Annotated in this window: 9 protein-coding genes and 3 tRNA genes; 4 read left to right on the forward strand and 8 right to left on the reverse strand. The window is 51.3% G+C overall.

What is annotated here, in order from left to right; genetic code table 11:
- Positions 1-50 precede the first annotated feature (50 nt).
- Positions 51-965 (reverse strand): SPFH domain-containing protein, encoded by a 915-nt coding sequence (locus ACZ5BI_RS03245; RefSeq protein ID WP_024059067.1) that lies wholly within the window; start codon positions 963-965, stop codon positions 51-53.
- 224 nt (positions 966-1,189) lie between these two features.
- Here ACZ5BI_RS03245 and ACZ5BI_RS03250 point away from each other — a divergent pair.
- The 4 genes from ACZ5BI_RS03250 to ACZ5BI_RS03265 all read left to right on the forward strand — a co-directional run bounded on the left by ACZ5BI_RS03250 (position 1,190) and on the right by ACZ5BI_RS03265 (position 3,621).
- A tRNA-Gly gene (locus ACZ5BI_RS03250) sits at positions 1,190-1,262 on the forward strand.
- Positions 1,263-1,303: 41 nt separating this feature from the next.
- A tRNA-Cys gene (locus tag ACZ5BI_RS03255) sits at positions 1,304-1,374 on the forward strand.
- Position 1,375: 1 nt separating this feature from the next.
- Positions 1,376-1,452, forward strand: a tRNA-Val gene (locus ACZ5BI_RS03260).
- A gap of 522 nt (positions 1,453-1,974) precedes the next feature.
- Positions 1,975-3,621 carry a prealbumin-like fold domain-containing protein gene (locus ACZ5BI_RS03265; RefSeq protein WP_464896645.1) on the forward strand — a complete coding sequence of 549 codons (1,647 nt, stop codon included), beginning with the start codon at positions 1,975-1,977 and terminating at the stop codon, positions 3,619-3,621.
- A gap of 178 nt (positions 3,622-3,799) precedes the next feature.
- Here the strand turns inward: ACZ5BI_RS03265 and ACZ5BI_RS03270 are convergent, their stop codons facing one another.
- The 7 genes from ACZ5BI_RS03270 to ACZ5BI_RS03300 all read right to left on the reverse strand — a co-directional run bounded on the left by ACZ5BI_RS03270 (position 3,800) and on the right by ACZ5BI_RS03300 (position 12,254).
- Positions 3,800-4,666, reverse strand: a complete 867-nt coding sequence (locus tag ACZ5BI_RS03270) for a hypothetical protein (protein ID WP_464896646.1) — start codon at positions 4,664-4,666, stop codon at positions 3,800-3,802.
- Between the two features lie 101 nt (positions 4,667-4,767).
- A complete protein-coding gene (locus tag ACZ5BI_RS03275) occupies positions 4,768-5,508 on the reverse strand; it encodes a TorD/DmsD family molecular chaperone (protein ID WP_464896647.1) in 741 nt (246 codons plus the stop codon).
- A gap of 10 nt (positions 5,509-5,518) precedes the next feature.
- Positions 5,519-6,526 (reverse strand): dimethyl sulfoxide reductase anchor subunit family protein, encoded by a 1,008-nt coding sequence (locus tag ACZ5BI_RS03280; RefSeq protein WP_316098734.1) that lies wholly within the window; start codon positions 6,524-6,526, stop codon positions 5,519-5,521.
- 40 nt (positions 6,527-6,566) lie between these two features.
- Positions 6,567-7,253 carry a DMSO/selenate family reductase complex B subunit gene (locus tag ACZ5BI_RS03285; RefSeq protein ID WP_278605937.1) on the reverse strand — a complete coding sequence of 229 codons (687 nt, stop codon included), beginning with the start codon at positions 7,251-7,253 and terminating at the stop codon, positions 6,567-6,569.
- A gap of 180 nt (positions 7,254-7,433) precedes the next feature.
- Positions 7,434-7,784 (reverse strand): twin-arginine translocase TatA/TatE family subunit, encoded by a 351-nt coding sequence (locus tag ACZ5BI_RS03290; protein ID WP_024059061.1) that lies wholly within the window; start codon positions 7,782-7,784, stop codon positions 7,434-7,436.
- Positions 7,785-7,820: 36 nt separating this feature from the next.
- Positions 7,821-10,391, reverse strand: coding sequence for a DMSO/selenate family reductase complex A subunit (locus ACZ5BI_RS03295; RefSeq protein ID WP_464896648.1), 2,571 nt, complete (start codon positions 10,389-10,391; stop codon positions 7,821-7,823).
- A 456-nt stretch (positions 10,392-10,847) separates the two neighbouring features.
- On the reverse strand, positions 10,848-12,254 hold the full coding sequence (locus ACZ5BI_RS03300) for a GntP family transporter (protein ID WP_024059059.1): 1,407 nt from the start codon (positions 12,252-12,254) through the stop codon (positions 10,848-10,850).

The following is a 12,254-nucleotide window of genomic DNA, read 5'->3' on the forward strand; positions in this document are numbered from 1 at the left end:
ATCTCTTCTTAAACTGCCACTATTGCCACCGCATTGCGCGGCTAGTTGTCTTATTTAACTTGTTGGCCAGCTGCTTTTAAGCCCGCCACTAAAGATGTGCGGATTTCCTCCATCGTATTAGTGACCCCGCTGGGATTAGACGGCAACATCAGGGTCTGGGTGTTTGAATACTTTGCCACCTCGGCCAGGGTATCAAAGTATTGGGTCATCAAGAGAATCTGTTGTGCCTGGTCACCAATACCAGCGTCCCGTAAGGATTCGTATTGTTCTACCAATCCTTGCACTATGGCGCGCCTTTGGAGAGCGATGCCTTCACCCTGGAGACGTTTAGACTCGGCATCGGCTTCAGCTTGTTTAACCAGCTTGATTTTATCGGCTTCTGCTAGTTGGATAGCAGCTTCTCGCTCACGCTGAGCAGCGTTAATGGAATTCATAGAATCGCGGACTCGCTTATCGGGGTTTATATCGGTAACCAGTGAGTTCACGATCCGGAAACCGTAGCGTGCCATTTGTTCTCCCAAAGAAATCTCAATCTCTTGAGCAATCGTGTCTTTTGAAGAAAAAGCTTCATCCAGGTTCAACTGGGATAGGGAAGAACGTACCCGGTCGAATACATAGGAAGTGATCTGTTGGGCAGGGTTAGACAGGGAATAGAACGATGCGGCCGAATCTTGTACCTGAAACTGTACCGAAACCGGGATCGCTACAAACACGTTATCTTTGGTTTTGGTTTCTACTACCAGATCTAGTTGCTGGATCCTGCGTTCTACAATTTTGGCGATCCGGTCGATAATTGGAATCTTAATGTTTAGGCCGGGGGTACAAACACGCCTATACTTTCCGAAGCGTTCGATAATCGCTTCGGTCTGCTGTTTAACGATGAAAATCGCGGAGTACAACAGGTACCCGATCAGTACTAATAGCAGTATTGAGATCAGCGTGCCGCTACCTACAATCCCGGTCATTGGTGAATCCTCCTACAAATAGCCCCGGCTTGGTGGACAGTTAGAGAATATCAACCCCGCTTGGGTTCGCGCTTTGAAAAATATAAAAAGCTATCCAGCTACGGTTTTTACTGCCAGAAAAGTTTCCAAAGCCTAAAATCCCAGCTTAAAGTAGCTGTGAGCAGACCCACGCAAAGTCAGTTTGGTAATCCCTAGGTCTTTATAGATATACTTTCATACGCAACGCGGATGTAGCTCAGTTGGTAGAGCATCACCTTGCCAAGGTGAGGGTCGCGAGTTCGAGTCTCGTCATCCGCTCGATTTAGAGGGCGTCGCCAAGCGCGGCGCTCTTTGATTATGGTGGGTTGGTCGAGTGGTTAGGCAGCGGCCTGCAAAGCCGTGTACACGGGTTCGAATCCCGTACCCACCTCGGGCGATTGGCGCAGCTGGTTAGCGCGTTTCCTTGACACGGAAGAGGTCGCTGGTTCGAGTCCAGTATCGCCCACCATTAGACTTATTCAGTAAGAGTCGCTGATTTTGTTTGTTGTCCTTTTTCTATTATAGAAATATAATGTTGGTGTATCCATTCGAATTAGGATGTCTCTATGTTCCTTATCCGATTGGTCGGCGTCCGAAGGGCAAAGCTCTAAACAGTTTGAAGGTGGGATTCGTGACTACTTCGAGATCTATAAGTCTGAAACAAGGACTCGCGTTCGCCTTGAGCGCATTGGTGGTTATTAGCCTGTTGGTTATTAATGCCATTCCTTTCTCTCCAGCGCAGGCAGCCGCAAGGCCGTTTCCCGATTACGATCTGAGTTTTGAGTGGATCCACGGGCAAGTTGACAAAGACTGGAAGCCGGGTGACCCCGGAGATGGCTGCGTAAGGTCTGCTGCGAAGGAAGTCACGCCGCTTTCGCACTTCGGTTTCAGAGCGAAGCTTAATCCTTGTGATGGCGTGCGAACCACCATGAAATTCAAGTACAACAACGTGGATCCTCAGATGGCTCCGACGCGGGATTTCCGCCTTGGAGTGACGTGGCAGTACACCAGAAGAAGTGACAACGATCCTTACACTTGGAAGCCGGTTGAGAATTTTACGATGGATGGCGAACCGGTACCCGCCGAAAAGTATGATCCGTCCAGTCAAGATAGCGTGGTGGTGAAGAACAAGGACGGGTCCTGGAGACACCTGGGTAACAATAACCCGCGCGATTTCTTCGAACCGGCGCATATCGTGTTCGACGACGAGTTCCATAATGATGAAGTCCACACGTTCCAGTGGGACGCTTACCTGCCCGCCGATGGAGATCACGCGGGGATGTCAATTGGTACCGGTTCAACCGGTGATACGCAAGGTGGATCGATTGGCGCGAAGGCAAACGGTCTGTACGTGAGCATTCCCGCCTCCGCCGACTATCGTTACGTTCTTGATTCTGAATACCGGGCAGCACAGAAGGTAGAGGACAAGGCAAAGATTCCGAATCGGCTCCTGGCCTCTTGGTCCGGTCCGCTCGAGGGATCGACCTACACCACCATTCCCTGTCTGGAAAAGCAACAACTGGCGCCTGTCATGGCGAAACAGAGCATCACCGACATCTACCCCGAGCTCGCTGAGGTAGTGGAGAATCCGGGAGAGGTTAAGTTCCAAGATGGCTCCGGGAGTTATGCACTGGCCAGCTACCCGTACGAGTTTTACGTAGGACAACCAGGAAATTGGACGTCGGTTTCCGGTTTGAGAATGATGAATTGGGATAGCGAGTCGCAAACGTTCAAGCCCTACGGGGATAAGAACATTCCTTACAAACCGACATTTGATTCGGTGAGGAAGGATATCCCCGGCTACACATACGTTGACAACGACCTGCCTATCCTCAAAGACGGACGCATGGATATGCCTGGTTATGTTAGGTCCGAGGCACCAAACTTCGAACTGTCATATCACAAGACACCGGGCGTAGATACGCAGCACATGTATTTCACTTACAAGAAGAATCCGGGCACGTTCAATCTCTCTAAGCAAGCTGAGGACGGCACCGCGCTGGCAGGAGCAAAGTTCGAACTGTATCAGCTGGTGAATGAGAAGCCATCCCTGTGTGGCGTGGAACCAGATTTGACCAATACGGAAGAGGTTACCGTTTGCCCAGTGCGCACCCCATCCTCACCGGGTGAGCTAGGAGACATGCTTAACGCCGCGCCGACGAATTGCGAGACCAAACGGGTTCGTAAGGTTGTGCTGGAAGGATTCAACGCAGATGGTTCGTTCACTACGGGTGAGGACGGCACCTTCACCCCAGCGGGTAAGCCTGCCCTGGAGCCAGGCGATTACCTTCTTCGTGAAGTTAGCGCCCCTCAGGATTATAAGATCTTGAACGAATACATCCCGTTCGAGGTTCCAATTCAGGCAAAGAAGGATGCGGAAGGCAAGTTGGTGTCTGCCCAAGTCTCGGCAAATATTAACGTCAAGAACTACAAGACTCCGCCTCCTCCAACCACGGAGCCACCTACACCGTCGTATACTCCACCTACTTCAACTACTCCGCCTACGCCGTCTACTCCACCTACTCCACCTACTCCGCCGCTTCCAAAGACCGGTGCCGCGGTTTTGTGGACAGCGACAGTGATTTTGCTCGTCGCAGGAGCAGTCCTCACCGTAGTTCGGAAGAAGAACCTGCAGTAACGGTAAGGCTGCGGCCTGACTAACCATGCAATGTAAATCGGGTGCCTGATAAATGTCAGGCACCCGATTTTGTTGTTAAATCTCTTATTTTTCGGCGGGATCCTGATGAAGTTAGGGCAGCTTACTCAGGCTAGAAAATGGGCATTAGCCCGTTAATTATTTGCCCGGCAGCCAGGCGCTAGACCCCACGCAACTTTTCTTGGAGTTGTGGGGGCAGGGTCTTTAAGACCTCTTTTGGCATCACCGCCGAAAACGGATTTGTCTCCTCATAGCTGCAAAGCTTGCACAGTTCGCCCTCGCTAGACGGATGCGGGTTGCGGCAGCGTTTGCATTCACTTAGTTCCTGCGTCTCTTCCCGGGTTTTTAGAGCGGTGAAAATCTCTAGGGAACGCTGGCTGGCAATCTCGGATTGAGAATGCTGCGGACAGTAGCGGACTGCCAAACGGCAAGCGGGGCAGAGCCGATGCCAATTACTGCCGGCTGCCGATAAGTCAAAATCTTTATTTTCGGGGCACAAACGGATCTGCGAGCGACAGGCATTGCAACGCAGTACATGGATAGCATCTACCCGTTCCAGTAAAGGTAAAAAGTTTTCGGAGGCATCATTTTTCGCCGGGGATTCCGGTGACAGGCAGCGGGCAGGATCATCTGGGGAGTGGATCGCGCTGACTACTCGGTTTTCGATTCGTTGCCCCTGAGCGAGCAGATGGTAAGCCTGGAAGGTCCTAACCGCGTGGGAGGCTCCCAGAGCTAAGGGAGAACCATTGGACACCGGGAGTAAGAGGCGGCGGGGCAGCGGCACCGAGTCTAGACTGACTTCTCGCGGACGGCGGGCAGCTTTTTTAGGGGGGTAATAAGTAGCTATTAATGACCCGAGTCGCGTCCTGGCCGCTGCTAACTTTTCATCGAGGCTGCTAGCGCACTGCGCGCATCCTAAAATCTGCAGACTCTGAACCTCGCTAGCTAACAGTTGCGCCCCTAGATCAGCGTGGAAGCTTTCCCCTAAGCATCCCTGCCAGGTCAGGAGGGCATCTTTCTTTCCCACTTTGACGCCCGAGAGAGACTCGCACCTGATAACTAGGGTGTTTATAGGGTCTTGCGCGCTAATCCAACGGAGCAAGGACGAAAAACCACTAGGAAGCAAAGCTAACTATCCTCTACGGGCAGGCGACGAGTTAACGGAAGTGGGACCGGACCAGAGGAGACTTCTTGGGGAGGACGCACTTTGGGGGCAATTTTTAGCTCATAACCGGCAGTAAGGAGCTCTTGCTGCCATTGTGAAAGCGTCTGTGCAGACAGGATTAAGACCGTGCGGAGCCATTGGGTTTTTGCAAGTTTTTCGCCCTCGAGACAAAAATCGGGTGCCCAAGTTAGCAGATGTTCACCGCTAAAGCCGCAGAGCACCCCCATTGTCTGCTCTCCTTGTTCTTGATCTCCGCCTGCGAAACAATCCGCGGCTTTTAACAGACATTTGCTTACAAAGTCCATCTCCAGTCCGATATGGTCATCAGGTTCTTGGCCTAAGTGGGGAGCCTGAAAACCCATGGCGCCATAATAACGGCGAACCTGCACGGTTTCGTCGTCAAATACTAAACCATCATCACAGCGATGTACCGATTCAAACGGAGGTAGCTGGGCGCTACCGGTGATTCCATACAGAGTGTTCTGATCTGACCAGAGCGTATAGATATCCTCTTCACTGGGGTTAGCAGCTAGCTCGCTACGCAGGTCTGCTAGAGCCTGAGTGCCCTTTGAGGTCAGGGGGAGTGGCCACTGATCGGTCATTGATAGAAAATCTTTGACCACGCCCTCATCGGGAGGGGTCAGATGCAGGGCACCCAGGATGCAAAAAGCAGCAGCGTAAGAATCTAGTACCTTTGGGTCCATAGATTTAATGCTATCCCAATAAGGTATTGATGCCTGCGCGAACCAAACCTTCGTAGTGTAGCCCTCGCCCGATCAACTCAGTCGCGAAGGCCAGGAGGAAGGTTACCCAAAGTGTGATCACCAGGGAACGCTTGGGGTAAGCGGCATCCGAGATATAGCTGCGCAGTACCAGAGCTGTCAGCAAAATCGTAATCACCAGTAACAATAACCGGATCAGTAGATAGCCATGTGCGGTCATATTATGGGCTACTTGCCGTTCTATCGGGCTGCCTAGTCCCAATTGCGTCATAAAGAACGCGTAGGACATCAAGATAATTAGGCCGGCAGAAGCGGCGATCCCGGTGGTAAGCTGCATTGAACGTTTGGTTAATTCGATTAAGCCCTCTGGAAGCTTTCCGGGAGGAAATAGGCCTCGTCGCAAAGCAGCTTTAAAGCCTTTGCTGGCGGCATCCGATTTTTTCTCACTGGCTCCGCGCTGTTTCATTCGCCAAGTGGTTAGCAGGGCAATCGCTACTGCTAAGGAGCCAGTAAATAAAGCGGAACAGAAGAAACTGACCCAAACAAACCAGGTATTCCAGGCGGGAACGGTACCGGTAAAGTAGTAAACCCCGCACATGGAAATGATTAGGCAAAGACCAGATATAGCGGTTAAAGCAGCGAATATATCTCTAACGGTACGACTAAAACGGTTGAACCATTGAGTGAGCGCAAAGATCAGTCCGAACAGCGCATAGAGCACTCCGGAGATCAGCTCACGTGAGAGCCAAGATGATCCCAGGTGCAACAGGGTATAGGGTGCATGGAAGGGATCGTTCAGATGGAAAAACGCGGCAAAGAATCCCAGAATTAGCAGCGGTCCGGCTGCGTACAACCCCGCGTTGGTCAGGCTGTCGATTGCAGACTGTTTAACGCCTGCCCGCCGACCAATCAGCTGGATGATTCCCAGGATCCAAAATGCCCCTACTGACATTTGAGCGACAGTAGTAAAGATAATCATGGGCAGTTCGCCGATATGCATGATGCTCCTTAACCTAGCGGGTGAATAAGATGTTCAGATTCTAAATCTCTTTAGGACTTTGGATGATGCCGCTGCCTTTATCCCAGTCTTGGGCATCACGGTGCGGTTTGATTACCAGGTGCGGTTGGGTGATGGATGGATCCGGCAACGGGGCGATTCCTGCCTCATCTCCGAATTCCTTACGCAGTTCCTCAATGGGGCCCCAACCAAGAGCACGGGTAGGACAAGCATCCACACAGGCAGGATTCTGTCCCTGGCTGCGATAGTCATAGCACAAATCGCATTTAGACATATGTCCGCTGCGGGCATCCAATTGGGGAGCTCCGTAGGGGCAAGCCCATTGGCAGTAGCGGCAACCTACGCATTTAGATTGGTCTACATAGACGGTGCCATCTTCGCGTTGGGTCATAGCAGTAGTCGGGCATACCTGCACGCAAACCGGGTTCTCGCAGTGGTTACACGCTACGGAAGTGTAGTAACTAAAAACATTGTGCCGGAAAGTACCGTCAGTTTCATTTACTTTCCAAGAACCGCCGGTATATTCAATTACCCGTCTCCAGGTCATACCTACTGGCAAATCATGCTTATCTTTACAAGCGATTTGGCAGGCCTTACAACCGTTACAAAGGTTCTGATTAAAAACAAACCCATACTTGGCGCCTTTTTTGGTTAAAGGCTCAGTTAAAGTGTTGTTCCTGCTGGGAGTAGGAATCGCATCGTCGGCCATCGCGTCCTCCTTGCAAAGACTGTGGTAAATACGTCAGGCAGCCCGGTTTGCTGCCATATATTGCTATGTGGTTGTGACTTTTTTGTGGGCTATATAAACAGGTTTAATAATCTCTAGGAAACACCTATTGCTATTTTTCCTGTTAATACAAAACTATTTTCCTAGTTAATGTTCAGATATTTATTTTGGGTATTCTGCGTTTAGGGAGCCGGCATTTTTTAGCACCTCCCCAGATTGGGTAGCTGACTGTGCCCACGCCTCAATTTCTTCTTGAATGGTCTCGCGAATCATCTGTTTAGGGCTATAGCTAGAAAGGTTGAGATTACGCAAAACTTTTAAGTTTTCTAGATCTTCGGGGGTAAGCCCCGCAAAATCCCCAGAGGTTTCTTGCCGCAACTTCGCTGACCAATCCCGGAAACTAGTTAGGACTCTACGTAGTGCCGTTAGCCCCTGCGCCACGTTCTTCGGTCCTAAAACCAGGGCAGCGATCACCGCCAGCACCAAGAATTCGCTGCCGCTGATTCCGAACATTATCTCTGACCTCTTACCTATAGCTGTTCCCAGTAGTTATGCCTTTACTACCTGCGCTAAAATGGTGTGAACCCCCATGCCTTTCGCAATTGGCGTCGGGTGCAGGGAAGTTAAGGTGTTAACTGAACCAGCTACATCGACCGGTTTCTTCGGGTTTGCTCCCGCCGGGGGAGTAACCTCCGATGCTGGCTTGGGGTCATACCAGGCGCCTTGGGGAACCGAAATAGTCCCCGGCACAATCCGGGTAGTGACTTTGGCGGGCAGCCGCAAGGTTCCGCGTTCGTTATAGATGAACACCAGATCATCATTCTTGATTCCCCGCTCTGTGGCATCCTTCGGATTCATCCACACGGTTTGGATATGGGCTTCCTTCAGCCACTCCACGTTCCCATAGCTAGAGTGAGTACGAGCCTTGAAGTGGTGTCCGATAACCTGCAGCGGATACTTCTTATTCGTGGCGGCATCCTCAGCTCCTTCCCAAGTTGATAGGTGCGCAGGAATCGGGCAGAGTTCGTCTCCGTCAAGACGAGGACGGAAATCTCCGAAGGTCCACTTTTTCGCCATATTCTCTAGGCGCTGGGAATAAATCTCAATCTTGCCACTGGGGGTAGAGAGCGGATTCGCTGCCGGGTCTTTACGGAAGTCTTCCAAGGGGATACTAGAGCCTGCGTTACGGCGAACAATCCCGACTTTCTTCCACTCCTCGTAAGTGGGTAGGGAAGGATCTTCAGCACGACCGGTCTCGACAATTTCTTTAAGCCATTGCTCACGGGTCTTGCCTCCGGTGAACTTGTCCTTAATTCCCAGACGATCAGCTAGCTCGGTGCAAATATCGAAAATAGATTTGCATTCGTAAAGCGGTTTGATGGCTTGCTGGGAAACAATTCCGTATGCCATCGGGGTAGCATTCTCGCCGTGATGGTAATCAGATTCTTCCGAGGTGGAAGTACCGGGAAGTAGATAATCTGAGTAACGCGCGCTCACGGTATGCATAATGTCGCAGGTGACAATGAGTTCGCACTTCTTATCATCCTGCAGGATTTCTACGGACTTATTGTTGTCCCCGGTTTGGTTCACGGTTGAGTTTGAGCCATAGGCAAATACTGCCTTGATGGGAACCTCTAGTTTGGTATTGGTCGGGTTTCCGGCCTCATCTACCGGTACTTTCAGGGCGCGAACTCCCGGTTCTGGTTTGACGCCTACCCCGGCATTGAAAGTGTCCATCTTCGGGCCGTGATCAATAGCATCTAACCAGCTGAAAACGGAGATAATTTTCTCTGAAGGATTGGCGACTTCGGTGTTGAAAGTCTGGGTAATAGGTAGGGATTGTCCGCCTTCGCGTCCGCCGGTGCCGCCGCCTTTAATGCCGATATTCCCGGTTACGCAGGCCAGTAGGAAAACTGCCCGGGCGATACCTTCGCCATTGGCGTGACGCTGCGGCCCCCAGCCTTGGTTAATGGTGCAGGGTTTGGCGGTAGCGATTTCACGGGCAAGACGGCGAATATCCGAGGCCGGGACACCGGTGATTCTGGCCGCCCACTCGGGGGTTTTAACCGTCTTATCTTTACCTTTGCCCTGCAGGTACGCAAGATAGGACGCATTCTTAGGCGCGCCCTCGGGCAGATGTGCCTCATCGAAACCTACACAGTATTTATCTAAGAAGGCTTGATCGTGGAGATTTTCTTCGACCATTACGTAAATCATGCCGGCGATGAGGGCGGCATCAGTGCCGGGGCGTAGCGCCACCCACTCGTCTCCCAAAGCTACCGAGGTTTCCGAATAGCGCGGATCAATTACGATAGTTTTAACTCCAGATTTACGTTTAGTAGCCTGAGTTACGAAAGTTTGACCCCCTCCTGACATCCGAGTCTCTAGAGGATTGTTGCCAAACATTACCTGCAGCTTAGAGTTTGCGGCATCATCAAAGCTGTTGCCGGCTACCCATTCACCGTAGAAGTAGGGATAAGCCTGGGTGATGTTCGTCGTGGAATAGTCGGAGTAGTGATCTAGGTAGCCCCCGTATAGGGAGAGCATCCGCGCCATGGGAGTAGTTTCTGGCGGCCAGGAGCAAGCCATGGTGGAACCCAAAACCCCGGTTCCGTATTGAATGTAGAAGCACTCATTGCCATATTTGGATTTCAGCGCCTTCATCTTTTCAGCAATCTCGTCCAAGGCTTGTTCCCAGGAGATTTCCACCCACTGTCCTTCGCCTCGTTTGGTGCCTGGCTTGCGCTTCATGGGTTTCTTTAACCGGTCGGGATTGTAAATCCGTTGCCTGATAGCGCGTCCGCGTGGACAGGCGCGTACCTGCTGACTGCCGAGCTCATCGTTACCAGTGTTATCAGGTAGTACTCGTACCACGCGGCCATCTTTAACCTGTAGACGTACCGGGCATCGGGAACCGCAGTTCACGGTGCAAGCTGACCAGACCGTTTTATCCACGTCAGTGCGACCGGTGCCATTGGGTACGAGCTTCCCGTTCTTGTCGGGGGAGTAGGACGAGGGGGTAGCACATGCCACCAGCCCGGTGGTGCTGCCAGCTATCGCCGACCATTTTAAGAAGGTACGTCGAGAAGGACGGATATTCGCCGGTTGCTTCGATGGCATAATTTTCTCCTTACCGCATAACCATTCCACCCACTCTGGTGAACTCGCACTCATTCTAAGCCTTGTACAGCTGAAAAAATAGGAGTATTACTTTTTGAATTATTTCTCCGAAAAATCGCGGATTAATCAGTAAATTGTCCGTACAAAATAGATGAAAAGTTTCCTATGGACGTAAGTCCTAGGTGGGAATTGTTGCAATTAAAACAAGGGTTGACTTTTGTTATTGGTGGCTGTGTACCAGAAAGCTGGCAGCTGGCAATCCGGAGTAGTGTTTTGAGACGTTTTTCGAGGAAGAGGGACTTTCGACCAGTGTAGGCTGACGGCGTGGCAAATATGGGCCATCAACAGCTCTCGCAGTTTGAGGAAGTATTTACAAAAGCAAAACTTGAGGCCGCAGGGCGATACCTGCGGCCTCAAGTTCGCTCTTCAGTAAAACTATCGAGCTGAAAACTAACTTTAAGAAACCAGAAGGAAAACTCCGCTGGTTAGCAAGAAGCCGGTTATTCCAAACACCGTGGACAATACGGTCCAAGTTTTCAGACCGTCTTTAACCGTCAGCCCTAAGTATTTGGTAACAATCCAGAAGCCGGAATCGTTGATATGGGATAGTCCCAGACCTCCAAAACCTATGGCAATAGTTACCAAAACAGTCTGCAGATCAGTGTATCCCGCTGCTGCAATGGGCTCTGCTAGTAATCCAGCGCTGGTTAGAATCGCCACCGTAGCTGAGCCTTGCGAGGCTCGCAGTGCCGCCGAGATTAGGAATCCAGCAAGAATAATCGGCATATTTAGGCTGATCAAGGCATCCGATAGCGCCTTTCCGATTCCCGATTCTACAAGCACATTTGCGAAGACTCCTCCCGCTCCGGTTACGAACACAATGACCGCTACATCGGGCAAGGCGGAATCCAATACCGAGCCGCGTTTTTGCAGGCTCCAACCAAGTTTGTGCCCCACCACTAGATAAGCCACGATTACTCCAGTTAGGAGCGCAATGGAGGAAGAACCTAAGAAACCTAGCCACTGTTGGGCGGTAGAGCCCTCCTTAAGTACGGTATTTCCCACCGTTCCCAGCATGATTTGTAAAATCGGCAGCAAAATCAGCAATACCACGGTGCCGGCGCCGATATTTTCGAGGCGTTCTTTTACTGCCTCCACGCTTTCTTTAACAACTTTGCCGCTGGTAGAGCCAGCGCCCTCGGTAACTTCGACTTCAATCGGCTGGTCAGCGGGAGATTCCAGTAATTCGATTCCCTCGACTTTCACCATCTTCGCGGCGAAGAACCCTATCACCACGGTAATGGCGGTGAGAGGCAGCCCCACCATCAGCATGGTTCCTACGTCAGCGTTGGTAATCCCGGCTGCTGCTACCGGTCCGGGATGAGGAGGTAGCGTTACGTGTACCGTAAGCAGGGCTCCAGCTACTGGCAGCGCAATTTTTAAGGGATTGATCTTAGCTACCCGGGCAAATCCGAAGACTATGGGAGCGAGAATAATAAAACCCACATCGAAAAATACCGGGATCCCTAATACGAAAGCGGCGGCAGTTACCGCAGCGATTACTCGTTTTTGCCCCAGAACCTTGGTAAATCTACGGGCTAAAGCATCGGCTCCGCCTCCAACTTCAATGGTGCGTCCCAACATAGCACCTAGGCCAACGATAATCATCACCGAGGACAAGGTATTGCCCATCCCCTTTTGCAGTACCGGAACAATCTCGCCCACCGATATTCCAGTTGCCAGGGCAGTGCCGGCTGCTACTAAGAGCAAAGAAACAAAAGCAGAAAGCTGTATTTTAATAACTAGTAGCAGCAGGACGATAATCGCGCCCAGTGCTATTCCTAGCAAAGCTCCAGTACTCAC

The sequence above is a fragment of the Varibaculum sp. GTC20041 genome (assembly GCF_055387755.1).

Bases quoted from the DNA above. Each gene is read 5' to 3' on its own strand.
- ACZ5BI_RS03245 (WP_024059067.1), bottom strand. From the start codon at position 965: ATGACCGGGATTGTAGGTAGCGGCACGCTGATCTCAATACTGCTATTA.
- ACZ5BI_RS03275 (WP_464896647.1), bottom strand. From the start codon at position 5,508: ATGGACCCAAAGGTACTAGATTCTTACGCTGCTGCTTTTTGCATCCTG.
- ACZ5BI_RS03280 (WP_316098734.1), bottom strand. From the start codon at position 6,526: ATGCATATCGGCGAACTGCCCATGATTATCTTTACTACTGTCGCTCAA.
- ACZ5BI_RS03285 (WP_278605937.1), bottom strand. From the start codon at position 7,253: ATGGCCGACGATGCGATTCCTACTCCCAGCAGGAACAACACTTTAACT.
- ACZ5BI_RS03290 (WP_024059061.1), bottom strand. From the start codon at position 7,784: ATGTTCGGAATCAGCGGCAGCGAATTCTTGGTGCTGGCGGTGATCGCT.
- ACZ5BI_RS03295 (WP_464896648.1), bottom strand. From the start codon at position 10,391: ATGCCATCGAAGCAACCGGCGAATATCCGTCCTTCTCGACGTACCTTC.